23 protein-coding genes and 2 pseudogenes are annotated in these 24,621 nt (G+C 55.3%); 12 read left to right on the forward strand and 13 right to left on the reverse strand.

What is annotated here, in order from left to right; all coding sequences use genetic code 11:
• Nucleotides 1-2 precede the first annotated feature (2 nt).
• From cyoC to ACI514_RS00840, 4 genes are all read left to right on the forward strand, one after another.
• Nucleotides 3-626: a cytochrome o ubiquinol oxidase subunit III gene (gene cyoC / locus ACI514_RS00825; protein WP_016985612.1), complete on the forward strand. Its 624-nt coding sequence runs from the start codon at nt 3-5 to the stop codon at nt 624-626.
• The gene (gene cyoD, locus ACI514_RS00830) at nt 626-961 is read left to right on the forward strand and encodes a cytochrome o ubiquinol oxidase subunit IV (RefSeq protein ID WP_007916940.1); all 336 of its coding nucleotides are present in this window, start codon (nt 626-628) and stop codon (nt 959-961) included. The genes cyoC and cyoD overlap by 1 nt, the downstream gene beginning before the upstream one ends.
• Before the next feature lie 11 nt (nt 962-972).
• Nucleotides 973-1,860, forward strand: coding sequence for a heme o synthase (gene cyoE / locus ACI514_RS00835; protein ID WP_007916939.1), 888 nt, complete (start codon nt 973-975; stop codon nt 1,858-1,860).
• 388 nt (nt 1,861-2,248) lie between these two features.
• The gene (locus tag ACI514_RS00840) at nt 2,249-2,740 is read left to right on the forward strand and encodes a RidA family protein (RefSeq protein WP_034156086.1); all 492 of its coding nucleotides are present in this window, start codon (nt 2,249-2,251) and stop codon (nt 2,738-2,740) included.
• 288 nt (nt 2,741-3,028) lie between these two features.
• Here the strand turns inward: ACI514_RS00840 and ACI514_RS00845 are convergent, their stop codons facing one another.
• The 5 genes and pseudogenes from ACI514_RS00845 to ACI514_RS00865 all read right to left on the reverse strand — a co-directional run bounded on the left by ACI514_RS00845 (nt 3,029) and on the right by ACI514_RS00865 (nt 5,994).
• Nucleotides 3,029-3,730 (reverse strand): hypothetical protein, encoded by a 702-nt coding sequence (locus ACI514_RS00845; protein ID WP_095048382.1) that lies wholly within the window; start codon nt 3,728-3,730, stop codon nt 3,029-3,031.
• A 117-nt stretch (nt 3,731-3,847) separates the two neighbouring features.
• Nucleotides 3,848-4,012, reverse strand: a pseudogene (locus tag ACI514_RS00850) (two-component sensor histidine kinase); the annotation flags it as partial.
• 39 nt (nt 4,013-4,051) lie between these two features.
• Nucleotides 4,052-4,567 carry a DUF6622 family protein gene (locus ACI514_RS00855; RefSeq protein ID WP_160059333.1) on the reverse strand — a complete coding sequence of 172 codons (516 nt, stop codon included), beginning with the start codon at nt 4,565-4,567 and terminating at the stop codon, nt 4,052-4,054.
• A gap of 60 nt (nt 4,568-4,627) precedes the next feature.
• The gene (locus ACI514_RS00860; RefSeq protein ID WP_077574458.1) at nt 4,628-5,032 is read right to left on the reverse strand and encodes a GNAT family N-acetyltransferase; all 405 of its coding nucleotides are present in this window, start codon (nt 5,030-5,032) and stop codon (nt 4,628-4,630) included.
• A 56-nt stretch (nt 5,033-5,088) separates the two neighbouring features.
• The gene (locus ACI514_RS00865; RefSeq protein ID WP_160059331.1) at nt 5,089-5,994 is read right to left on the reverse strand and encodes a LysR family transcriptional regulator; all 906 of its coding nucleotides are present in this window, start codon (nt 5,992-5,994) and stop codon (nt 5,089-5,091) included.
• 102 nt (nt 5,995-6,096) lie between these two features.
• On the opposite strand from ACI514_RS00865, the gene ACI514_RS00870 reads away from it, so the two are divergent.
• Nucleotides 6,097-7,269 carry an aspartate aminotransferase family protein gene (locus ACI514_RS00870; RefSeq protein ID WP_405122902.1) on the forward strand — a complete coding sequence of 391 codons (1,173 nt, stop codon included), beginning with the start codon at nt 6,097-6,099 and terminating at the stop codon, nt 7,267-7,269.
• A gap of 122 nt (nt 7,270-7,391) precedes the next feature.
• Here the strand turns inward: ACI514_RS00870 and ACI514_RS00875 are convergent, their stop codons facing one another.
• From ACI514_RS00875 to ACI514_RS00885, 3 genes are all read right to left on the reverse strand, one after another.
• Nucleotides 7,392-9,311 carry an alkaline phosphatase D family protein gene (locus ACI514_RS00875; protein WP_405122903.1) on the reverse strand — a complete coding sequence of 640 codons (1,920 nt, stop codon included), beginning with the start codon at nt 9,309-9,311 and terminating at the stop codon, nt 7,392-7,394.
• Nucleotides 9,312-9,383: 72 nt separating this feature from the next.
• Entirely contained in the window at nt 9,384-10,121 is a 738-nt protein-coding gene (locus ACI514_RS00880; protein WP_405122904.1) for a hypothetical protein, read from the reverse strand.
• A 116-nt stretch (nt 10,122-10,237) separates the two neighbouring features.
• On the reverse strand, nt 10,238-10,597 hold the full coding sequence (locus tag ACI514_RS00885) for a hypothetical protein (protein ID WP_405122905.1): 360 nt from the start codon (nt 10,595-10,597) through the stop codon (nt 10,238-10,240).
• A gap of 125 nt (nt 10,598-10,722) precedes the next feature.
• On the opposite strand from ACI514_RS00885, the gene ACI514_RS00890 reads away from it, so the two are divergent.
• The 3 genes and pseudogenes from ACI514_RS00890 to ACI514_RS00900 all read left to right on the forward strand — a co-directional run bounded on the left by ACI514_RS00890 (nt 10,723) and on the right by ACI514_RS00900 (nt 13,460).
• Entirely contained in the window at nt 10,723-11,469 is a 747-nt protein-coding gene (locus ACI514_RS00890) for a hypothetical protein (protein WP_405122906.1), read from the forward strand.
• 45 nt (nt 11,470-11,514) lie between these two features.
• A pseudogene (locus tag ACI514_RS00895) lies at nt 11,515-11,841 on the forward strand (PH domain-containing protein); the annotation flags it as partial.
• Between the two features lie 170 nt (nt 11,842-12,011).
• A complete protein-coding gene (locus tag ACI514_RS00900; RefSeq protein WP_405122907.1) occupies nt 12,012-13,460 on the forward strand; it encodes a hypothetical protein in 1,449 nt (482 codons plus the stop codon).
• 80 nt (nt 13,461-13,540) lie between these two features.
• Here ACI514_RS00900 and ACI514_RS00905 read toward each other — a convergent pair whose 3' ends face one another.
• On the reverse strand, nt 13,541-14,581 hold the full coding sequence (locus tag ACI514_RS00905; RefSeq protein ID WP_405122908.1) for a TauD/TfdA family dioxygenase: 1,041 nt from the start codon (nt 14,579-14,581) through the stop codon (nt 13,541-13,543).
• A gap of 90 nt (nt 14,582-14,671) precedes the next feature.
• On the opposite strand from ACI514_RS00905, the gene ACI514_RS00910 reads away from it, so the two are divergent.
• From ACI514_RS00910 to ACI514_RS00920, 3 genes are all read left to right on the forward strand, one after another.
• Nucleotides 14,672-15,988: a hypothetical protein gene (locus ACI514_RS00910; RefSeq protein ID WP_405122909.1), complete on the forward strand. Its 1,317-nt coding sequence runs from the start codon at nt 14,672-14,674 to the stop codon at nt 15,986-15,988.
• 1 nt (nt 15,989) lies between these two features.
• The gene (locus tag ACI514_RS00915) at nt 15,990-19,319 is read left to right on the forward strand and encodes a UvrD-helicase domain-containing protein (protein ID WP_405122910.1); all 3,330 of its coding nucleotides are present in this window, start codon (nt 15,990-15,992) and stop codon (nt 19,317-19,319) included.
• 79 nt (nt 19,320-19,398) lie between these two features.
• Nucleotides 19,399-19,551, forward strand: coding sequence for a hypothetical protein (locus ACI514_RS00920; RefSeq protein ID WP_405122911.1), 153 nt, complete (start codon nt 19,399-19,401; stop codon nt 19,549-19,551).
• Nucleotides 19,552-19,627: 76 nt separating this feature from the next.
• Here ACI514_RS00920 and ACI514_RS00925 read toward each other — a convergent pair.
• A protein-coding gene (locus ACI514_RS00925) for an IS3 family transposase (RefSeq protein WP_405122912.1) occupies nt 19,628-20,778 on the reverse strand; the annotation gives its coding sequence in 2 pieces (ribosomal slippage) (nt 19,628-20,535 and nt 20,535-20,778; 1,152 coding nt in all).
• Between ACI514_RS00925 and ACI514_RS00930 the strand changes: the two genes are divergently transcribed.
• Nucleotides 20,766-20,882, forward strand: a complete 117-nt coding sequence (locus tag ACI514_RS00930) for an SEC-C metal-binding domain-containing protein (protein ID WP_405122913.1) — start codon at nt 20,766-20,768, stop codon at nt 20,880-20,882. The genes ACI514_RS00925 and ACI514_RS00930 overlap by 13 nt on opposite strands.
• 296 nt (nt 20,883-21,178) lie before the next feature.
• On the opposite strand, the gene ACI514_RS00935 is transcribed toward ACI514_RS00930, so the two are convergent.
• The 3 genes from ACI514_RS00935 to ACI514_RS00945 all read right to left on the reverse strand — a co-directional run bounded on the left by ACI514_RS00935 (nt 21,179) and on the right by ACI514_RS00945 (nt 24,484).
• A complete protein-coding gene (locus ACI514_RS00935) occupies nt 21,179-22,933 on the reverse strand; it encodes an SMEK domain-containing protein (protein ID WP_405122914.1) in 1,755 nt (584 codons plus the stop codon).
• Between the two features lie 221 nt (nt 22,934-23,154).
• A complete protein-coding gene (locus tag ACI514_RS00940) occupies nt 23,155-23,484 on the reverse strand; it encodes a hypothetical protein (RefSeq protein ID WP_405122915.1) in 330 nt (109 codons plus the stop codon).
• 295 nt (nt 23,485-23,779) lie between these two features.
• The gene (locus tag ACI514_RS00945) at nt 23,780-24,484 is read right to left on the reverse strand and encodes a hypothetical protein (protein WP_405122916.1); all 705 of its coding nucleotides are present in this window, start codon (nt 24,482-24,484) and stop codon (nt 23,780-23,782) included.
• Nucleotides 24,485-24,621: the final 137 nt, after the last annotated feature.

A 24,621-nucleotide genomic window follows, 5' to 3' on the forward strand; every position in this document is an offset into this window, starting at 1 on the left:
CCATGTCGAACTTAGTGACCAATGTTGGACACGCCCATGGTGACCATGGGCACGATGACCATCACCACGACTCGGGCGAGATGACCGTATACGGTTTCTGGCTCTACCTGATGACCGACTGCATTCTGTTTGCGTCGATCTTCGCGGTGTACGCAGTACTGGTAAACAACGTTGCCGGTGGCCCAGCGGGCCACGACATCTTCGAACTGCCATACGTGCTGGGCGAAACCGCTCTGCTGTTGTTCAGTTCGATCACCTACGGCTTCGCCATGCTGGCGTTGTTCAAAGGCAAGAAGCAGCAGGTTCTGGGTTGGTTGTTCATGACCTTCCTGCTCGGCGCAGGCTTTATCGCCATGGAGATCAACGAGTTCCACCTGCTGATCTCCGAGGGCTTCGGTCCTAGCCGTTCGGGCTTCCTGTCCGCGTTCTTCACCCTGGTTGGTACCCACGGTCTGCACGTTTCGGCGGGTCTGATCTGGATGGGCATCATGATGTACCAGGTCAACAAGCACGGCCTGACGGCGACCAACAAGACCCGTCTGAGCTGCCTGAGCCTGTTCTGGCACTTCCTGGACGTGGTGTGGATCTGCGTATTCACCGTTGTTTACCTGATGGGGACTCTGTAATGGCTAATGCACACTCCCATGACAGCCATGATGCTGGCCACGGCAGCGTAAAGTCGTACGCCATTGGCTTCATCCTGTCGGTGATCCTGACCGTCATCCCATTCGGTCTGGTGATGTATCCGAGCCTGCCGAAAGCCACCACGCTGGCAATCGTTCTGCTGTTCGCAGTGATCCAGGTGATTGTTCACCTGTATTACTTCCTGCACCTGGACCGTTCCATTGCTCAGCGTAACAACGTGATTGCATTCGTCTTTACGGCGATCGTGATCGTGCTGCTGGTTGGCCTGTCGTTGTGGATCATGTTCAGCATCCACACCTACATGATGGCGAAGTGAGGTAAGACCCGATGTCGCTCAAGCACTTTATCCAAATCACCAAACCGGGGATCATTTTCGGTAACGTGCTTTCTGTGGCAGGCGGGTTTTTCCTGGCCTCGAAAGGGCATGTGGATCTGGCGGTGTTTCTGGCTGCCATGATCGGTACATCCCTGGTTGTCGCCTCCGGTTGCGTGTTCAACAACTGCATCGACCGCGACATCGACCTGAAGATGGAACGCACCAAGAACCGGGTGCTGGTGCAGGGCTTGATCTCCCTGAAACTGGCCCTGGTCTACGCGACCATCCTTGGTGTTCTCGGCGTTGCATTGTTGTACAAGGTGGCCAACCCATTGGCCGCTTTGTTCGCGGTGATCGGCTTCATCATCTACGTCGGCTTCTACAGCCTGTACCTAAAGCGCAAGTCGGTTCACGGCACGCTGGTGGGCAGTCTGTCGGGCGCCATGCCGCCAGTGATCGGTTACGTTGCCGTAACCAACAGCTTCGACATGGCCGCGCTGACGTTGCTGGTGATGTTCAGCCTGTGGCAGATGCCGCATTCCTACGCCATCGCGATCTTCCGCTTCAACGATTACCTGGCCGCATCGATTCCGGTGTTGCCAGTGAAGCGCGGGATTCAAGTGGCCAAGAAGCACATCCTGCTCTACATCCTGGCGTTCCTTGTAGCGACCTTGATGTTGACCTTCAGCGGTTACGCCGGCATGAGCTACCTCGCCGTCGCCGCGGCCATGGGCATGTACTGGTTGTACATGGCCTGGACCGGCTACAAAGCGGTGGATGATACGGTCTGGGCACGCAAGCTGTTCGTGTTCTCGATCTTCACCATCACTGCGTTGAGCGTCATGATGTCCCTGGACTTCAAGGTGCCCGCAGAGCTGCTGCTGACGTACGCGCCGTAAGGCTCAAAGGCTTGAAGAAAAACCCCGCACATTGAGAGATGTGCGGGGTTTTTTGTTGCCTGGCGTAAAGCCCCTCATCGGAACGCCGCCCGCCCAGCCCTCTCCCAGAGGGAGAGGGGGCCGACCGAGTTGTCTGGAGTCCACCGCCGACCTGCAAAGTCGTGGCGATTATGGATTCGGTAAAGTGCGTTCAGGTCGGTGTACGTCGTCAATATACTGCGTTCGGTTCCCTCTCCCTATGGGAGAGGGCTAGGGTGAGGGTTGCGAGTGGAGTTCAAAACCCCTAGATTTGGATCCAACCCCGACAGTGATAGCACCAAGCCATTTTTTCGGTGTTTTACTGCCGTGATTCGAGCTTCTTCATGCACTGATCATAAGGCTGGGCGAAATGACTGAGAGGATGACCTGCGACGAGCGTTTTATTGCCCTGGCCCAAGAGCTGAACTACGACATTTATGGTGAGAACACTGCTGGCGGCAATTACGCGCCGCTGATCCGTCATCATGATGAGCTGTACATCAGCGGTATGGTGCCACGCACTCACGGCAAGATTCAGTACCCCGGTCGGGTTGGGTTGGAGTTGACCCTCAAGGATGCCCAAGCCGCTGCGAGCATCAGTGCGATGCGTTGTCTGGCGCTGATCGTCGATGCTGTGGGTTCGCTGGACAAGATCAAGGCGTTGTTGCGGGTGACTGTGTATGTGAAGTCGACGCCGGACTTCGTTGACCTGAGTGAAGTGGCCAACGGTGCGTCGGACGTGTTCAGTCATGTGCTTGGCGATGCCGGTCGGCACACGCGCACCACAGTGGGGGTGTATCAGTTGCCGAAGAATGCGGCGATTGAGGTGGACATGATTGTAGCGTTGCACCCTTCGGCTTAAGTGTGGTTTAGCGGCTTGCCCTCACCCTAGCCCTCTCCCGGAAGGAGAGGGGACTGACCGAGGTGTCTTCCGCTATACGTCGACCTGACAGAGCGAGGCGATTGTGGATTCGGCACAGCACTTTCATTTCGGTGTACTTCTACAATATCCCCAAATCGGCTCCCTCTCCCTCGGGAGAGGGCTGGGGTGAGGGGCCTCGGTTTAGGCCATCTCACCCATCTCAAGCCGAAAACCAAAAAGCCCCGCCTGAATCCCAGTGCGGGGCTTTTTAATTTAGCGGCTGCGCTATTACTGCGCGGCGATGCTATATCCATCAAACGCAGTCTGCTGTTGCAGCGCGGTGATGATGTTCTTGCGGTTCACTGCCTGCTCGGTACCAGCGTTGTCGACGAAGACTTCGCTTTCCAGTTCCGCTTCCTCGCCTTCTCCGACGAAGGTGAAACCGAGGAACTCCAGCGCTGCACGGTCAACGTTCAGGCGCGAGCGGGGCGTGCGCAGAGGCAAGGTCACGCTGATGCCGTCTTTGCTGATGGTGAAGATTTCGACTTCTTTCTTCTTCGCAGCCTTGCTCTTGCCGCCGCTCGGATTGCTGATCGCCTGATGGGTCTGGTTCAGCACTTTCAGCGCGAGGCCGTAAACGATTTCCTGGAACGCCGGATCGTCCTTGAAGCTGGACAGGATGCGGCCGATCGAGAACTTGCTGCTGAGGTCGTCAAGCGCAGCGAGGTCGGCGGCTTCGGCATCTTTCAGCGCCTTGAGTTCGCCCATCAGTTCGTAGGCCTTGTCATCATCGAAGCTGTCGTGAGCCTGACGGATCGCCGCGCGCAGCTCGCGGATCTGGTCGCTTTCGCGGGTCGACTGGAACGCGTCCAGGACCATCTCGCTGATGATTTTGGCTTGTGGCAGGTGTTGTGAAAGATTGATGGAGTTTTCGTATTCCGCTTTGGACGATTCGGTGACTACGGATTCAGCGGTGTTGAAATCGGACATTGAAATTTCACTACTTTTTAACTTGAGTGGAGATGAGAAAACCAAGGGCTTTTTCAGGTCGACTAATTTAGGCGAGCGGGGCGGCGTTGTCACGGAGCAACGGGCCGGCGGTCTCAACTATTTGCCTGGGCTGTGCAAATTCATTGAACGCATCATCCATTGTTCGGCGCTTTGCTGATCTGTTGATAGCGAGAAGCGGAACGTCGCGCCACGCCCGCTCATGTCCAGTGACTGTATATCGCGCCCATGTAATTGCAGGATACGGTGCACGATACGCAGCCCCTCAGGAAAAACCGGTGTTGGTGAAAAGCGGTTCCTGAATCATTGGGCGCCCAATGGCGGGCGTTGAGCCTGAAGGGTGCGCAGCAAACGGTAATATTTCAGTGAGCGAGCGCTAATCAGACCACTGATAAAGCCTGATGCTGCGGCTTTGAACAGCAACATATCCGGGGCGGCAGCGCGCTCTGGGTGCACGTCATCCTGATAACCGAAGTAGTAGTTCACTGCAAAAAAAAGCAGGAGCAGAATCAGCGCTTTCCAAGTGCCCGGCACGATCAACCCGGTTTCCGGATCATCAAGATTTATCCCCTTGTTGGGGAAAATCAGCCATGCCGACAGAGCGCCCAGTAACAAAGCAATGAGCCAGCCGCTGAGGCTCAAGCCTGGATCAACCGTCAGGTTCAACGACAACAGCGACCAGCCCAACAACACCAGCGGGGTCGACAGCAGGGAAAACCGGCTTTCATGTTGGGGTTTGCGGGCCTTGAGGCCGAAATACACCAGAACCAGAAAAACCACATAAACCCACAAGGGAGTATTTTGAAGAGTGACGAGCATCGCACAGCATCCGTGCTGGAAAGAGAAGCTGATCATAGCCGTTGCCAGAGCGCATACCTGTTATTTCAATCGAGGTCGCTCCATGGCGATCACCGACGTCTCAAAACCCAGGCGGGCAAAAAAGGCTTCGGCGCCTTCTCTTCCTGCGCGCAGTACCCAGGTGATATCGGGGTTATCGCCCATGACATGCTCAACCAGTCTGCGGCCAATGCCTGTGCGTCGATACTCGCCATCGACTACGACCATCGACAGGTAACCGTTGGACAAGCCATCGGTTATGCCTCGGGCAAAGCCAACGATCTGCGCGCCGAGCAGGGCAATCGCCGTGCGTTGCGAGTGTTCGATGAGTTGTGCGAAATGTTCGCTGGAACCGGTACGGTGCCCCCAGCCATGTTGGCCGAGGAACAGCCGTACCGACTCCACTTCGTCAGATAGCAGGTCGCGTACGGTCAGGTTGTTGTTCATCTTCGCTTCGACTCCTTGTCAGTAATTCTTCGAGACATTGTCCATGTCGCTCGTTTTCAGGATCTGCCCCACGTCTGCATCGCGAATTCGACGAAGCGGCGCAGCTTCGGTAAACGATAGCGATCCGGAGCATAAAGCAAATGCAAGGGACGGCTTGGAGGTTGATAGTCGGGAACGACGGTCACCAGTTTGCCATCGCGCAGATCCTGTTCCACCAGCGCATCGGGCAGCATCACTATGCCCATGCCGGTGCGTGCGGCCTGATGCAATCCGGCGGAAGTGTTCATCAGCATCGGCCCGCTGACGTCGACGAGAATTTCTCCCTCTGGGCCGCTGAGACGCCAGCGTTTTTCCACCGATTGCCAATCGTCACCGGCAGGGTAGGCGAACGACAGGCAGTCGTGTTGTTGCAAATCTTCAGGGGTGTGCGGCATGCCGCGCCGGGCCACGTATTGCGGGGACGCGCACACAGTCAGTGTGTAATCGATCAGGGGGCGGGCGATCAGATTCGACTCCTCGAAATGCCCCAGCCGAAACGCCACGTCCAGACCACTTTCCAGCAGGTCGGGGCGGCTGTTGGTCAGCACCACGTCCATTTTGACCTGGGGATATTGCAGGGAAAATTCGCTGAGCGCCGGTGCCAGGCGCTCTACGCCGAAGGTCAGTGGAGCGGTAATCCGCAGCAGGCCACGCGGCTCATCCAGTGCTTGTTCCGCCAGCCGTTCGGAGTCGGCCACCAGTCCCAAGACATCCAGACAACGCAGGTAGTAAACGCTGCCGAATTCGGTGAGGCGTTGACGTCGAGTCGTGCGCTGCAACAGTTGGACACCGAGCCGCTGCTCCAGCGCGCGCAGATGATTGCCGACCATGGTCGTTGACATATCGCACTGCAACGCGGCCGCCGTCATGCTCCCGGCTTCGACTACTTTGACGTACACGCTCATCGCCTGGAACAAGTCCATTATCAAGCTCAGCTTTTAAATGAATGAAGTTTTACCGAGTTTATCCAGTTTCGCTGGCTAACCATACTGGCAGCACACCGACCTTCGCTGGAGTTTGAAGTCATGACCGCCGCCCTGATGAACACCTACCAACCACTGGCCTTGAGCTTTACCAAAGGCCTCGGCACCCGCCTGTGGGATCAGACCGGCCGTGAGTATCTCGACGCGGTGGCCGGTGTCGCGGTGACCAATGTCGGCCACTCGCACCCGCGGATTGTTTCGGCGATCAGCGAGCAGGCGGGATTACTGCTGCACACCTCGAATCTGTACAGCATCGACTGGCAGCAACAACTCGCCAAACGGCTAACCGAGCTGTCGGGGATGGAGCGGGCGTTCTTCAATAACTCTGGCGCCGAGGCCAATGAAACGGCGCTGAAACTCGCGCGTTTGTACGGCTGGCGCAAGGGTATCGAACAGCCGCTGGTGGTGGTTATGGCCAACGCGTTCCATGGCCGCACACTCGGCACTTTATCGGCCAGCGATGGCCCGGCGGTGCGCCTGGGTTTCAACGAATTGCCGGGGGATTTCCTCAAAGTGCCGTTCGGTGATCTCGCAGCGCTGGAGCAGCTGCAGCAAAAGCACGGCGAGCGGATCGTGGCGATTCTGGTCGAGCCAATCCAGGGCGAAAGCGGCGTACAGCTCGCGCCCTCTGGTTATTTGAAAGCCCTGCGGGAACTGTGCAATCGCCATGCGTGGTTACTGATGCTCGATGAAATCCAGACCGGCATCGGCCGCACCGGGCGTTGGTTCGCGTTTCAACATGAAGGCATCGTCCCGGATGTCATGACATTGGCCAAAGGACTGGGCAACGGCGTGCCGATCGGTGCGTGTCTGGCCCGGGGCAGGGCGGCGGATCTGTTCACCCCCGGCAGCCATGGCAGCACCTTCGGCGGCAATCCACTGGCGTGTCGGGTCGGTTGTACGGTGCTGGATATCATCGAAGAACAGGGCCTGCTGGAAAACGCCCGGGTTCAGGGGGAACGGCTATTAACTCGCCTGCGCGCAGAGCTGGCGGACAATCCCAACGTGCTGGCGATTCGTGGTCAGGGTTTGATGATCGGTATCGAGCTGAAACAACCGGTGCGTGATCTGACCCTGATCGCGGCGCGGGATCATGGACTGTTGATCAACGTCACGCGTGGCAAAACGATACGTCTGCTGCCACCGTTGACGATTGATGAGCGTGAGGTGGAGATGATTGTCAGAGGTGTGGGGCGAGCACTGATCGCGCATTGATGGCTTGTAAGTAGCACTGTGGGAGCGAGCCTGCTCGCGAAGGCGGACTATCGGTAGACATCTCTGCTGGATGATCGACCGCTTTCGCGAGCAGGCTCGCTCCCACATGTTCGGTGTAGACCTTAGTCCGGATAATCCGCCAGATCCGGCGCCAGCATCCGCGTCTTCGCCGCGCCATTGGAATTGTGCTGAATGATCTCGCGCGGCTGTCCCTGTTCATTGAAAAACACCTGACCGATCCCCGCCGAATTCCACAGCCGTTCGCCCGCCTCAGCATGCTCCGGCGTATACGGCACGATGCGCATGCGTCGGCGTTTGGTAAACCAGTTCAGCGGTGACCGTGGCGAATAGAGCCAGCGGTTGAGACGGTCGAACCATTCCAGCAGGGTTTTCGGAAACTCGTTCTTGATCCCGCTGCTGGTGATCTGCCAGATTCGCGGGCCGGCCTTGCGGTGGCGGATAAGTACTTCGTAGACGAAGGAATAATGCACATCGCCGGACAGCACCACGTAGTTACCCGGTGTGCGCGAGTGGCGGAAAATATTCAGGATCACTTGCGCGGCGCCGCGATGGGCCATCCAGTTTTCCGCGTCGACCAGCAGCGGATAACCGCACCAACTGAAGACTTTTTGCACCGTTTCGATCAGCTTCACGCCGAAGATCGGCGCCGGGGACACGATGATCGCTGACGGGTGATCGAGCAGCTCCTGTTGCAGTTCGCTCAACGCCTCCCAATCGAGCAGGCCCGAGGGTTGCTTGAGCGCCATCTCACTGCGCCAGCGTCGGGTGCGCGTGTCGATGACCACCAGCGCAGGACTGGTCGGCAATACAAAATGCCAATGCTGAAAGCGCAGCAGGTCATCGATCAAATCGTCCTGCACCGGGCTGTCGAGATACTGATCATCACCGCTGGCGCTAAGGCTCTGGGTTTTCTCCAATACCTCTTTGAACGCATCGGGATTGTTGCCCCAGCCCTGACACAACATATAGGCGATCAACGCATTGCCGATGATGCGTTTGGAGAACGGATGGCCGTAGGCCGTTTCCTCCCATTGCGCGGACAGGTTCCAGTCATCGGTGATGTCGTGATCATCGAAAATCATCAGGCTCGGCAGATGCGCCAGCGCACGGGCGACCTTGTCCAATCCGGCCTTGAAGGCATCGATGCGAGTCTGTTCGAGGGTGTAGCGCTTGAAGCGTTCTGGCGTCAGTTCGGGAGCTTGCGGATCGATCAGCAACCAGGGCGTCGGCGACCACACCAGCAGGTACATCGCCATGACTTCGGCGAACGTCACCAAGTGATTGTCAGCGCTGCTGCTGGTGAAAATCGGCTTACGTGCTCCGCCGAAAAATCGCTCGCGCAATGTCTCGTTGCTCTCCAGTGCCGGTAACAAATCCGCACGGTGGTAGTAACTGGCCGGATGTTCGTAGAGCCTGGCGCTGTCGCTGACCACGGCGCCTTCGAGGTGTTCATCGAACAGGCCGAGTCTTGCGATCAGGGCATGAATCGCCCGCAACATCGGCCCGGCCACATCGTCGGCGTAGACCTGATCGCCGCTCATCATCAACAGGGCGGGGCGTTGTTTCGGATCGGTTTCCGTGGCCAGTAACTGGTCGACGCACAGCAAACCATCCGTCGCCGGGTGATGCGGCTTGCGGCAGGAGCCATGCAGCAGTTGATCGATCCGCGAGCGCAGGACGAAGTTCGGACTGCTTGCATCGCCGTACAGCAAATGCGCCGCCCAGTCGGCGATGCCCGTCGCGTTGTCGATCAGCAGGTCATAGTCGATCTGCGTATCGCAGGGCAGGGCGCTGTCGAGAGAAACATCGATGAGATGAACAAACGCCTGACGACCTACGGGAATGACCGTGCATTTCCCAGCGTCGAGAGGAATGTCTCCTACACCTTGCAGGCGCAATGTCAGCGACAGCTGGCGCGTACCGATCAACCACAGCACCAACCGCTTCGGCTCCAGCCTGCGCAGCAGTGGGCCGGCCAGCACGGCAGGCAACAAAGAGGGATCAGCGAAGTGTCGGGACATCGGAGGGCAAAGCTCAAGGCGCACAGGCCGGCGATGATAGCGCAGCCGGCGCCTTGAACCCTTAAATCAGCCTTAAGAGTCGGCTTTTTGCACTTTCAGCGCCAACAAACGCCATTGCGCAGGCAGCGCGTCAACTCGCGGCTGCTCTTGTACCGAGCAATCGAAACGGTAGGTGACATCGTCGCCGTTCATGTTGCGCGCGGTGACGGTGTTGTTGAAGGTGTAGACCTGATCCTTGAAGCGGTGGCTGACCAGCGCTTTGCTGTCAGCAAAACGCGCTGAAGCGGGAAAGCGCAACGTGCTGGTCACAAACGGGCTGCACATGACATACGCAATCATCGACTTGTCGGCCTGGGCGTCACCACGCAATTTCTTGTTCAGCGCTGCCAGGGCCATGCGACCGTCATAGTCGCTTTGATCCAGCACGGTCTGTAGTCCGATTGATTTCGGCGCCCGGCCGGCATAGTTCGGCAACAGTGCGGAGTCGGCGGGAGAGGGCTTGTCGTCCGGCTCGATGGCAGCAAAAGCCGGCGCATCCTTCAGATCGGCTGCGGGTGTGACTGCCTCGGCTTCAGGCAATAGAGAGGTCGGCTCGGTGACTTGCGTGTTTTCAGCCTGCGCCGGTTCGTAGTCATGCGACGAAGGAAACAGCGACAACGTGATCGACAGCACCACCATCGCCACAATGAAACCACCCGTTGCGCCAACGATATTGCCGTAGAAAATATTCCAGCTGCCACGGTTCTGCACCACCCAGCGCCACATGAACCCCCAAACCGCAACAATCGCCAGAAAACGCAGAAACTCCATTTGATCCTTTCCTTAAACCTTCAAAACCCTGAAATCAACGCACGCCCACAGTGAACGCTGACGATGGGCGGCAAGATAACAAAACACACGTGTAATACCAGTGACGAGAGCGCTGCTCAGTGAAAGTTGAGCGCGAAAAACACCAACGTCGTCACACCAGCAGCCAACCCACAGATGCCGGCGAACAGTTGGCGAGCCAGTGGATGCTCGGGCTGAGGGCGCCGGACCAGCCACATCCATACACACGCCAGCACGCCGAACGTTGTCATCACTTGCAGCACGCTACTCGCCAGTTTCTCGGGTGAGGGAGGTACGTGCGCCGGGAAAAGGCCCGAACAGACCACTGAAAAAATCATTGCGACGATGAAACCGCTGGCGGCACCCGCCAGGTTGGCGAGGATCAGGTTCCAGGCACCACGGGTCTGCACGACCCAAGCCCAAACGGCTGCCCAAACGAAAAAGTACAACACGGCCATCAAGGTGTTTCTCCCTCTGAAAATTGACTCCATCGAGGCGTTGGCGACCTCGTTACTGGCAGTGGACGGCAAGATAGCAAAATAGTAGCGTCGCGCCACTGCCCATCTCCGTAACGGACTACCCAATGCCAGTCAGTACCCATTGTTTGCGCCTGCTCTGCGCAATCACACTCGCCGTTGCAATGACCCCGGCATTCGCCGCTGTGCAAGAACACCCGGAAAACAGCTGGAAGTATTACGCCGGCAACTGCCAGCGCGTGCTGGAGAAAATGGCCGACGTGCAAAGCGGCCGCACCACCGCCTACGACGTGATGTTTGCCCTGGAAAGCAACCTGCGAACCATGAATGAACACCGCTCGAACCTGACGCCCGATCACCTCGGCTCCCGGGAATTTGCGCAATGCGAAGAGTTCGCGGGCCAGGCCGACGCGATGATCGCCCAAGGCAAAGCCGAGTTCGCCGCGAAAATGCAAGGTGCTGCAGAGGAAGGTCGCATCGCCCACCAGAACTCCCCCGAATACCAACGCGCCCGCGCCCTCGGCTACAGCGACGTCGGTGACATCTCCTTCCTCAAACTGCACGAAGACACCGACGGCGAAGCACGCTTGAAAACCATGCTGATCACCGTCGACGAAATCTGCGGCCAATACTTCCGCGCCACGCAATACGTGAAGCCGTATGTGATCTACACCGTCAGGCCTTCGGATGGCGGTTGCGGTGAGGTAAAGCGCGTGGCGATCATGGGCGGCCGAGCGGTGGAGAAGGGCGATTACATTGATGAGAAGGGCGAGTTTCAGTATCTGGGCTGGAAAAAACTTGTCGGCGCCGACGGGTTCCCAACCGATATCCGCGTGCTGAAAGCCCGTCGTTGAAACAAAGAAATACCGGGATGTTTTCTTGAAGATGAGGATGGACAGATGATCGACTTCAACAACAAAGGCTTCTTCAAACTCAAGCAGAACGATGAGTACGCCGAACGCGTAAGCGCACTGTTGCTGGACGGCGAAGAAGTGATCGACTCTTACAAGGCCATGCGTGACGGCGTGGTGTTTACCAACAAACGCATCATCGCGGTCAACGTTCAGGGGATTACCGGTAGCAAGAAGGATTTCACCTCCTTGCCGTACAAGAACATCGTCGCCTACTCAGTGGAAACCTCTGGCACCTTCGATCTGGATTCAGAGCTGGAGATTTACTTCTCGTCACTGGGGAAAGTGAAGTTCGAATTCACCGGGATTACAACCGGTAATTTTTCATACTATCTAGACCCTCCCCACAGCCCCCCCCAAAAAACCACCAATCCTCTGATCAACCCGGGTTTGCGACCGAGGATGTCACCTAGGGCCTTGACCCGATCTGGACAAACTTAGTACTAAGTACTAAGTCCAGAAATCCCTACAAGGAGCTACCCCGAATGGAATCATCCAGCACCCCTCCGGCCCTGTTGCCAAAGCAGAACCTGAATCCCCTAGAGCCAATGCCAGCCTCCACAGAGCTCAGCCCAACCCCACCAGAGCTTCAACAGGCTCTGGATCCCCACCAGACTCCAAAGCCCCACCAAGCTCCGCACCCTCAGCCTGAAGGCGCGTCAGCTCTGTCACTGGCTCTTCACGAAGGTCTCATGTACCAGCGCACTCTTCCGCGAGAAGAACGCACCACCCACTTGGGCGTGTTTGCTTACGAAAGACTCGATGCCATTACGCGAGTGACAGAACAGCATTTGCCATCCTTCAAGCAAGACCTAAGCGCGCTACTCAATCTTCTAACTGTCGCGTCCCAAACAACTCTCACACCTGAGCAAGCGACTGAGTTAAGAGAAACTTATAATCGAACCCATGAAAAGGTCTTTCCCGTAAACGAGATGTATCTCTACTGGTGCCACCAGTTCCATGGGCTTTCGGAAGATCACAGCCTGAGATCTATTTCTTGGGATCATCTGAAAAGGCTGGAAGAAGAATCATATGCGGATGATGAGCTAAAGGCCCTTGTCCACGAACTGAAGTTGTCCTTTGGACGTGTGAAGGATGTGTCTGATAGCCAGGGCTTCAGGCAGGTGTTTGAGTACTACGGTGAGGCGCTTGTATATTCAAAGCTCAGCAAGCACTTCAAGACTAAACGGATCGTGGCAAAAAAAGATTCGATGCCTGACTTCGTTTGCGCTCTGCCGAACGGGAAGGAGTTCTATGTTGAATTGAAGTCCTTGGATCTCGTACAGGCTCCGCTTCGATCAGATCAGATGCATGAAGACGCTCTGAATCAGAATATCGCAATCGAAGACCAACTTCGGCAGGGTAATAAAGTCGCAATGGCGGAAAGGGAAATTGCTCCGTTTAAGCCTCCGTTTGATGATGGATCATACGACCCGCGTTCTTTGTTGCTAGTGATTAATACGCTGATGAAGAAGGCGAGGTCTGCCTTCAAGGAGTCTCAGTTTGCCCAGGGGCCTACTTTCGCTTTCATGCTCTGTGATCGATTGATGATTCCTGGTGGCAACCATAGCGTTGCCCCTCAGTATTTCGAGCGAGGAGGTAATGCCGTAGTGTCTGGTGCACTCTGGAACGCTTGTTTTGCCAAGATGGGCTGGCCAATTTTCAGGATGCCAGACTTTGAGGGTGTTTCGGGGCTTGAGGGCCATATGTCAGAACATGGGTTGTTTGTGGATGAGTACGTCAATTTTCCAACTGGTGCGGTGGTATTTTCTAAGTTTGGATGGCAAGAGGATACCTTGATGGGGCTCTATGACTCCAAATGGCAGCCGAATCCAGAGTGGAGTGTGGATGACACTGCTGAAGTGATTCACGTGCTATGCACCGCGTACAACGATGAACGAAACTCGTACGGTCAGTCCGTCGCCATGACCTGATGTTACTGAATGCCTTAAAAGCCAACTGGCCAGCGCCAGGAAATGGAGCGGGATGCCACACATAGCATCCCGCACCCAATTCATGGGTAGAGCTTGAACGCACTGTCGGGATAGCGCTGGTCAGCCCGTAGCTCCCGGGTTTCCAGTCCATAGGTACGCAGCAGCCACCGTGAGTCGCCACCGGCCTCGCCGCCCACTACGCCGCGCCCATGTAGTCCCACGCGATTGTTCACGAGCAGGATATCGCCGGGTGCAATGACCACCGACGCGGAGCATTCCTGACAGGCCTGCTCGAAGCGCGTTATCGCTTGGCTCGCAAGCTCAGAGTCAAAATCGGTTTCCGACGCACTGTGGCTGTAGCGAATCCAATACCCATCCTCGGTTTCGAACAGCAGTTGGATGCCGACCATTACCTCCAGCAGCGGACTGTCCTTGCCGAAGATTTTGCGCAGCCCACGCTTGAAGGTTTTTTGAGGGCGGAGGATGTACTGAGGCTTCGTCAGCTCATTGATCTCCTCGCTGGTCAGCTTCTGCAGGACTCCAGAGAGTGGCATGACCGTGGTGGTAGTGCCGTCAGGATTACGAAGACCACTCAGACAGACAAAGTCAGGGGAAGGGGCTACGCGCTCGTCAAACTCATGCGGCAGACCGCGAACCGGGAACGAAACCCCGTCGGTATGGCCGCGCATATCGCCCTTGGACTTTTCCGCAAAGTCATCATCGCCCGGAAGCACCACCAGGTTCACGAACAGGTGGCCGTCATTCTCGGAGCCATAGGAAATGGTGTCCGAATTGAGCACGGCGAGGCAGACCACCGCGCTTGCCCTGGCGGCGACTGTAGTGGCAACGTCAGGCACGGGGATGAAAGCGGTTGGCGTTTCTGGCAGATCGAGAATGTCAAATACACCGCGCAGATGAATCAACGGATTCGCCCAAGCGCTGCGCTGGAGGTCGTAGAGATCGACGTTGACCTCCGCGAGAGCAGCAACGACCTGGGGTAACAGATACGCACCAAGCTCCACCGGATTGTCGAGCGCTGCGAGGCAGGATTCGAGCGAGTTATCGTGCATCCATTGGCTCACTGAACCTCGGATAGCCTTGGAAAAATGATCATCGATCAATTGTGTCCCTACCATTGAGAGTGATATAAAGATGATATACAAGCGCCTTTTGGCGCACCACTGCTTCCGTCTAGGTGCCCCGAGTCTACCATGAAACGTAATGTCAATTTGCCGTCTCAAGCCCTCAACGCTCCGCTTAGGGCGTGGTCGGATTACCTGGGATGGGTGTCTGCGACGGCGGATTTTCAGATGGTAGGGGGCGCTTGCCTGTGTAAGGTTGCTATGCCGGAGGGACAGATCCTACAGGTGCAGGCGGCGACCCCAGATCTTCTCGCCAAGCAGGTCATGGCCGACCTGACTGCCAACATGGTGGTTCCACCGATCATTGATGGCTCAGCACTATCATCCCTTCAGGATGCACCGAAGCAGCCGAAGCAGCCGAAGCAGCCGAAGCAGCCGAAGCAGCCGAAGCAGCCGAAGCAGCCGAAGCAGCCGAAGCAGCCGAAGCAGCACCAGAAGCAACAGCAACTGCAGCAAGGTGAGCCAGGGCAGGACGAACCCAAGCCCGTGATTCCCGAAGGTCTACAAACCCAAGCGTCGCCACAGGAGGTGTCTATGCGCAGTCATTACGAACCCGCTTTGCCTCGTGCATCGCAGGCGCCGCGATCTGCACCCGTGACCAGCACTAAGGGCACGTTGCAGACGGTAGGCGTGTATGTGCCGGTAGCTATGCATAAAGCGCTTAAGGCCGTTGCGGAGGAGCAGAGCAAGAAATTTTCTGTGCTCGTTCGAGAGATGGTCGAGAGTGGCTACGAGCGTTTTGAAGATGCGATCGAAGAGCATAGCGGGAGAAAGGTACTCGACGGCTATGAGCAGAAGGTGGCGAGCTATGACGGCCAGCCCGAACAATGGATGGCCCGACTTGATCGCAAGCTCAGTCTGGAACTCAAGTTGACCGCGAAGGAATACGGGCGGTCGGCTTCTCAAATCGTGGGTGGGCTATTGGCTGAGGAGCTTTCTCATTGCCCAGAAGCCCAGACGGCTGCTTCACCCATCTCTGCCGCGACTGCCCGGGCGATTACTGCCACTGCTGCCCAAGTAATCGCTGATCCAGCTGAAGTGGCACGTGCTCAAGCCGCTATTGCAGGTTTTTTAGGCCCTAAAGCCAACGAGCTGGCAAATCACCTGGGCCTTCCCGGCAAGCGCAGATTGGTCAACGAGGTGCTTGTCGGGATAGTTCGTGCACCTGGCGTCTTGATGAGAAATGTCGCCGAGTATTTCCAGGTTTCGCCAGAAGCGATGAATGAAGCGGTGAGTCTGAATTTTCGTCAGCTAGCGGCACCTTCATTCAAAGCGCCCAACGGTCAACCAAGGGTGCTAACAGAGCCTGTTTCTTGGGAAGAGGCGGTAAAAGCGCTCAAGTTACCTCATGACGAAGAGGCTCAACTGTTGGTATTAGGGGACTGATATGAATCCTTTCGACCGTGCACGAATCCAGGCCATCAATGCACGGGCGAGACTTATCGCTGCGTGCGGTGAACAGTATCCGACCAGCACGCAATTGCTTGATGTTGCTGAAGCGACTCTAGGCATTGCGATCGAGTGGGTGTCACCCGATGACTATGCGTTGGGCGGGGCAGATGCGCTCCTGCAGCGGTCGATGCACACAATCCTGATTCGTGATGACGTTCGACAGGAGTCGAAGGCTTACCTGTTGGCTCACGAACTGGGTCATTGGTATCTCGACTCACCCCAACCTGCCCCTGGTACCTCTACCGTGTCATTCATCGCCGACCCCGACGATGCAGCTGATACCACTACTGCTGCTAGCAACCCCAGCACTACCAGCCCTGGAAGTGCGGTGGTGGAGGGGTATGGCGCATGGGAGCGCAACGAGCTCCAGGCAAACGTCTTTGCGCGAGAGCTTTTGCTACCGAGGACGACGGCCAGGGCGTTGTGGTCAGCTAGATGGCGTTCTCGGTTGATAGCGTCGCATTTTCTGCTGCCGCTAGAAGTAGTAAGACAGCAATTGGCTGACGCGCTGCTACTCCCAGATGTCCCCCCAGTTCCTCCGGCTCCTGCACATCCACCAAGCGATGCCCAGCGCCTTGCGGCTGAGGCCCCAGAGAAGTTCGTCAATGTGGTTGCGGGCCCAGGAACCGGTAAGACCACGACGTTGGTACACCGAGTGGCCCATTTGATCGCCAGTGGGGTTCCCGCCAATAGAATTTTGGTGATGACCTTTACCAACCGCGCCGCCCAGGAGCTTGTCGAGCGGCTGGCGGCAGCCAATGTTCCGAATGCTTCACAGGTATGGGCTGGCACCTTCCATTCGTTCGGACTCGAGCTCCTGCGAAAGCACCATCTTCTCTTCGGTCTCACACCTCAAATCAAGATCGCTGACACGCTGCAGCAAGTCAGGATGATGGTCGAAGAGCTGCCCACCCTGCAGCTCGAATATTTCTTCAGGTTGAGCAACCCCTACGACTGGTTGCCGGATGTGTTGAGGATCATCCACCGTCTGAAAGAAGAATTGGTCACCCCGGACGAATACGCTGCGATCGTTCGAGCACTGCCGGCGGTCGAGCCCGATGTTGAGCGAGAGCGGAACGACATAGTGACCCTCTACAGTGCCTACGAAGCCGTACTACGGCGAGAAGGGTGGGTGGACTATCCAGACCTCCTGGTTCGACCCACTGTGCAGGCTCGTGATGATCGCCCGTCCCTGGCTGCTTTCCTAGAACAGTACGATCACGTCTTGGTGGATGAGTACCAAGACGTCAACCACGTGATGATCGAGTTCGTCAAAAAGATCGGATCGCCGCAACGTTGCCTGTGGGTGGTCGGTGATATTCGTCAGGCTATTCATCACTGGCGTGGTGCGTCGATCCAAAGTCTGCTCAAGTTTGACGATGCGTACGTTGCCAGAGGACAGGCTGCCTCTATCAGGCGTTACAGCTTGGACATCAATCGACGCTGCTCTCCAGAGATTCTTCGCTTGGTCGAACGTGCTGGAACCGACCATGTTTTGCAATCATTCGTGCCCCTGGATCCTGTATCACCCTCTCGCTCCGTGAGCGGTGTTATGCCAGCTCTACTCCACACCCAAAGGGATGCTCAGAGTAGTGTCATCGTCACCGAGATTACTCAGTGTCGAGCGGCAGGGCACTCGTACGGCAGTCAGGGCATCATCAGCTCTACGAATGCCCAAGTAGACAAGCTTGCCCAAGACATCGAGGCAGCTGGCATTCCTGTATTGCACCTGGGAGAGTTGAACCAGAGGGCTGAAGTCAAAGAATTCATGTGCCTGATGCAACTGCTGACGCAGCGTTCGCCTGGGGCGCTGCTGGGCTTGTTCAGACGCGCAAACTTGAGGATGCCGGCGGCAGACATCGAGGCGCTGACGAACCAGTCCAAGCTAGGTTTCAACCACCAGCGTGGTCGTTGGCTGAGCCGCCCCGCTCCAGGGCTGTCGACGCAAGGTCAGCAGGTTGTCCATGTGTTGAGTGACTTGTTGGAAGGGGCCACGCGAAGCTCCCGCCCTTGGGTGTTTGTCTGTGACCTGCTGTTTGAGAAAGGCTTTGGGTTGGAGTCGCTGGCAGACCAATCTGCAGCTGCGCAGATCAATCGTCTGGCGTTGTGGCAATTCCTCTACGGGGTTCGCAACAGTGATGGCGTTGGTAGCCAAGCGACGTTATCGAAGTTTTTGGTCAGAGAAGATTTTCGGCGGTATATCGGGCAGCGATCAGCAGAGCGCGCGCTTCCACCCGAGGCGGCTGCGATCGACGCTGTGCGGCTCATGACCGTCCATGGCAGCAAAGGGCTTGAGTTCGACGTCGTGCACATGGCCAACGTCGAGAAGACCAAGTTTGGAGCAGAGGCTCCGCCACGTTTTGATGAGCGCCAGGCGTTGCTACTGCCCGCTGAAGCGCTGCACAGCACGCAAGCCATGCGACTCCAAGGTGAAGCCATCGAGCGGAACAATCTGTTGTACGTTGGCCTGTCCAGGGCGAAAGATCGGTTGAAGGTCTACGGCGGCACAGATGCAGAGACGATTCCCGATCCCTTGCGTGATCCTTCAGTCATTCCAGCTAGCGTCGCGAGGGCCTCAGCTCCGGTAGCGGCGACTGTCTCCCGCGTACCCACGACACCGCCCGTGACGATGACCTTCGCCGCCATGGATGGCTTCATGACCTGCTCCCTGCAATATCACTACGCCCACGAGTTGAGTCTCCCGATTGAGCAGGAGTTGGATGTCTCAATTCGGGCTCGTCGAGCAGTGTTGGCAGGGCTTGAATACTTCTACCGGGATGGAATGAAGACCGATGAAGCGTTCCTGCAAGCCTGGGGCGAGAAGCCGTTGCCGACATGGGAGGAGGACAAGATGCTGATGGAGCACGCTTGGATCGCCTTCAATCGAGGTGCTTCATGGCAGCCGGGTAGCGCGTCTTACGTTCCCGAAATGACTGCCAGCGTGAATGGCCAGGCCATTACCATGCCCTGGATGCTTCGCGAGGCGAGTGGTGATGTGATTTGGCTGCGCACGGGAGTTGGCGTCAGTGCAGTAGCGCGAAATGTTCGACCCATCCTGGAGAACTTGGGAGGCAGACGTTGTAATCGAATTTCAATTCATTCGCTCGTCACGGGGCTTTCTGAAGACGCAGTTCCGTCTGCCAGAGCGAGTTCTACCAATGTGTTTAAGGCGATCGGCGCATTGCGTGCTGGTGAGCGCAAAGCAACCCGAGGCAAACACTGCAATCGATGCGCCTATTCGACGATTTGTGCTCAGAGGCATTGATCGTCTTGATCCATCCCCATCATTGGAGTTGACCCAGGCTGAAAACGGGGATACGGTCGTCACCGAGGACTTGGCGGCGATGGAAGAACAGCACGGCTATTCAATTGCAGTCACCGCCGCTGGCGATCGATACGTCATCGTGAGCTTTCTTATGTTCATGATTGAGGAGGTCGACGGGGTTGAGCAGACCGTGGTGATGTCCATGACCCGAGAAGCATCCGCGCGTTCCTAAGCCTTCGAAGTAGGCTCATTAGGCGAAGCAATGGATGGGCAGGAGTACCATGTCATATTGAATCGCCCCGGATTCTCTAGACACCTTGCAAACTCATTGCGTAACGCTTTTCAAACTCTACCGGCGACAGCTGATTGTTGAAGCCATGCCGACGTTTTACGTTGTAGAACATCTCGATGTAATCGAACACATCACTACGAGCATATTCCCACGTTGTGTAGATTTTCCGCCTGGTCCGTTCCCGTTTCAGAAGCTGGAAAAAGCTCTCGGCCACGGCATTGTCATGACAGTAGCCTCGGCGACTCATGCTGGCAATCAAATTGTTTGCTTTCAAAAAGCTGCGCCAATCGGAGCTGCTGTACTGGCTACCTTGGTCGGAATGAACCATCACCTCTTGCTTCGGTTTACGCCTCCAAACCGCCATCAACAACGCATCAATAGCCAGATCACTGGTCATCTGCGACTTCATTAACCAGCCAACGACCTGACGAGAAAACAGATCCAGCACCACCGCCAAATACAACCAGCCTTCATACGTACGAGTGTAGGTGATGTCGGTGACCCAAACCTTGTTAGGTTCCACGACATTGAACTGGCACTTCAGCAAATTGGGCGAGGCGACCGCTGGCTTACCGTCGTACTTACCAGGGCGACGCCGATACCCTGTCTGAGAGCGCAGACCTTCAAGACGCATGAGCCTCGCTACACGATGGCGACCACAATCTTCACCAACCTCGCGCAGATCGTCATGGATTTTGCGATAGCCATAAACGCCGCCGCTCTCCAGCCAGGAATGCTTGATCAAACCCACCAATCGCTGGTCGTCTTTGGCGCGTATAGATTGCGGCTCAGACAGCCAGGCGTAATAACCGCTGGGATGGACTTTCAGCGTCAGGCAAAGCCGTCGAATCGAATAGTCACCCGCGCGCTGCTTGATAAAGGCGTACTTCAGCCGCACTCCTTGGCAAAGTACGCGGAGGCCTTTTTTAATATGTCTCGCTCTTCAGTGGCGCGATTGAGTTCTGCTCGCAGACGACGCAGTTCAGTGTGCTGATCATCATCCTGCTGCCGTTCTTCTTGAGGTTTGCTGTAGCGCTTTATCCAGGCATAGAGGCTATGCGTCGACACGCCAAGACGGGCCGCTACCTCAGCGACAGGCAGCTTCTTTTCGGTCACTTGATTGACTGCTTGGATTTTGAATTTTTCGGGATAACGTGGGTTGCTCATGGCACCTCCTGATTGGCCTCAGTTTAAGGCAAAGAGGTGTCTACGAAACCCGGGGCGATTCACCCTGCGGAAGTAAACTCAAGTACAAAAAATGCTGCCTGTGAGGGCATCTGAATCGATGCTTGGTTGCAAGCAGTATGTGATGCTTGGATGAAGGCCGGCTTCATAAAGCCTCAAATGGGCTCTAGGGGCTGGGTTAAAAGTCTTGAGACGAAGGCCTGGCAAGGCAAAAGCAGCCTAGGAAGCGGAGTTTAGAGGTTGTAAAGGAGCATCCGAGCCCGTTTTCAATGCAGCGTGGGCGAGCTCGGATGCATCTCGTACAGAGTCTAAGGCTAAGCGTAAGTTTTCAGTAGACGAGTCGTTCGTTGAGGAAAACCTATCAAGGGATCAGATTCAGCAGTTATGATTCTGCAGCATCCACCTGTGAAAATCTTACTTTCAAGCTATATAGGGAGTCTTGCAGGCCCAGCTCTTTGTAGAGCTGTTCGGCCTGCTCATAATGCTCTTGGGCATCTGAGTGCTCTCCTAGCGTCTTATGGACAAGCGCGGAACTGGCCAGTAGATTGGCTCGAATTTTTGGGTATACGTTGTTCTCTAGTTTTAGGGCGAGTTCGAAGTTGGATTTTGCGGAGAGTAGGTCTCCTTCGTCCTTGTCAACTAGGCCGATGTTTAAAAGCGATGCTATTTGCGATCTTTTGTCTTCTTCTTGAATTGATAGTTTGTAGGCCTTAACGTTGTACTCGCGCGATTTCTCCAGATTCTTGAGTCCCTGGTAGATGTTGGCGATATTCCCGTAGTGCCGTAACAGGCTTTTTGAATCGTCCATCATCTCCGCCAAGTCAACGGCCTGATCCAAGAACCCCAGTGCCTGGTGGAACAAGCTTTCGTCGCCTGAGATTTCAGCCATGTGCTTCAAGCGAATGGCGATGTTTGTCAGTAAATTTGACTTGATTGAGCGCAGCTCTTTCTTTTCGCTATCGTCCTTTGAGGTTTTCAGCGTGTCGTCAAGCAATGATTTGGCTTGACTAAAGTACTGGTCGGATAGCTCCAGGTTTTCTAGGTTTAGATAGCAACTCCCCAGGCCGTTGAGGTGCTTTATTCTACCTATCTTGTGATCCATGCTGTCGGATATTACTAATGCTTTTTCAAAGGCGTCTATGGAGTCAGAGAAACGCCCGTTGTTTTTATAAAGAAACCCCAGATTACCAAGGACTGCCTCTCGTTCTCTGGGAGTGATATCTTCTTTTTCGAGACACGCTTTAAAGATCTTCTCAGCCTCCGGTAGTTTGCCTCTAAGCATAAGCCCTATCGCATAGAGGTTGGCTTCTTTTACACTGTCGGGATCCAGGCTTGCAGCGTGAGAATAATAGATATCTGCTTGGTCGGAGCCCAATAATGTATAGAGGTTGGCTATATCAATAAAGTCCTGCGCCGCCATCGTTCTACTGGTGTTAGCCAAGTTGTCTAGCAACTCCTTGGCTTGGTTTAGTTCGTTCTTTTCGATTAGGAGAATGACTTGCGCTTTAAGTGTTTCTCCTGTTTGAAAAGATCGCCCTAGGAGTTCTTCCAGCTTTTTGTCAACAATCGAGTCGTCGAAATGTGATAGCCAGTTGCTTATGGCGGTCGCCGTTTGAATTATGCGTCTAGGGATTTCGGAGAAGTTTTTTATCACGATGTCACGCATCAGACTAAGGTCATCAATCCCGGTTGACAGAGCTTTTGTCTTGCGTATGACTTGGTTGAAGTCCAGCACGTTTTTAGTGGTGAATTTTATGCCTGGACACTCGGCGTCTACTTTGTATCTGGTTTGCTTTTGTTTTAGTGAAAAAAAGAACAGCTCATCTATTTTTGTACGATGCTCATTCTCGATCATGCCGTTGATCGTTGAGTTGATTTTTTTCGAGTCGACTCGTGAGCTTACTTGAACGCCTATTCGATTTGATTCGTCCAGTAAATCAATGGATTTGGCGTTCGTGGTCGTGTGGTTGGTATTGGCTAGATTCCACTTGTGCGAGACATTCAATATGCTAGCGACAAAATCTTCACTTACTATATTGGTGTCAACAAACCCAGAGGCGGTATTCGTCTCAATAAAGAATTTTAGTACAGCAAAGTGAGTGGCGATCTCATCAAGCAAAGCTTTTCGTTCCAGCATTTTTCTATCCTTGAGTAGTGGTTTCACTGGGTATGCCAAGAACAGAGATCCTACAATCAAGTGATGCCATAACGCCACCCTCTTTCCAGCGTCATACGCTTGCTCAATTCATAGCAGTGCAGATGCTCGTTTTTGGGGTACACGGCGTTCACCATGCCTAGGGCCCCATGCTAAGGCTGCGCTGGTACATCTCGAAGCATCTGCTGTAACGGCTCAGACCATTACAAGATGTCTTTCAAGTAACCCTTGAGCGCAAGGAGCGGCTGATCCAGCTGCTCCAGCGAACGCGCTTCGCTGAACTCGGCAGACAATTTGTACAACTCGCGCCCCAGCGGTTTCTCGACACCGCCCAAGGCATCCATCGCCAAGCCAAGGCATTCATTCATCTTGAACTGAATGGTCTCGACATCCCCGCGCCGCACCAATAGTTCGAAAATGTCTTTCTGGTAATCACTCATGACCATATCGTCCCGCAGAATCGGGCTCAGACCTTCTTCCTCGTAAGCGAGCTTGAGGGAGAAAAGGGCGACTGTTTCCAGTGACGTTTCCATGAAGTGACCTTTGTGGGATCTCGCCGGGCGGCCAGCAGCCACTTTCCAGTAGACGAAAAAAAAGGCCTTGCTAAGCAAGACCTTTCTTAATTTTGGTGCCCGAGGGAGACTGTAGTGTTCCAGTAAACTCAAGGCCTCCAGAGAGGTTTGCTGTTTCGGGATACATGCAGGGATACATGATCACGTTTGCTGCCCTAGTATGAATCGTCTCGACAGCACCATTCAAACCTTTCTTCAAGCTCTACCCAGCATCATTCCACTGGATTGCTAGGGGATATGCAGGCGACGACGCTTGTTAAGTATCCGCAATCAAGGCGGCATTCAGTGCCTGTCCAAGACTTATGATCAAACGCGCTTGTCGGGTGTATTCGGCCTCTAACGTAGGCCGAACCCACCGCTCGGTAAAATTTTCACCGTCATACTCAAAAGCAGAAAACTTCAAACCATGTGATAAGGCGGCTTCGCCCGTGAGATCCAGTGAGTAGGGGGTAGTGACGATGCTGCGGTGCTTCGAGTGATTTGTTAGTGCCGACAGGTAGACGAAAGACTCGTGTTCAACCAGCTTTTTTAGTTGCTCCTTGACCGTCCCTTCTGGCAGCCGTTGGGAGACGCTCCGGATCCCAATACGATGTGCGTCCAGAGCTTTTCCCTGATCTAGATTCATGCCGTATGCGTAGTACAGGGTGTGGGCAAGGATATCGGCAACGCTGTGCATGCTCTGAACACAGGCGGTGACGTGAGCAGCAGCTTGAAAACTCGCCCACCTGAACTCGCTGCTTGCATCTGCATCCGCCCCCATAATGAGGAGCATGATTGCCAGGTCACCATCATGTGCGCTTGTGGCTTCCCTCATTACGCGAAGGGCTTCGTGATAGTGGTAACTGGCAAAGTTTCTTCGCTGCTCAATTGAGTCAACTGAGGGCGATATCGCTTTGCGTTGATCGCGTCCATGACGGCTTTCAACCGCTGCCCTCAGTTGATTCAGATCCCATTTAGGCATGTGGCAAATCCTTGCGGTGTGATGTGTTATCCATATTGCCTGTTGATGATGACAGATCCCAAATATCTGCCGGGGCCCCTGGAGGATAACGTTGCACACGGGGTCGGAAACCCGCGGGACTGCGTTAGTGGAAGGAT

Origin of the sequence: Pseudomonas sp. M20 (assembly GCF_045037865.1) — a bacterium.
Lineage (GTDB): Bacteria > Pseudomonadota > Gammaproteobacteria > Pseudomonadales > Pseudomonadaceae > Aquipseudomonas.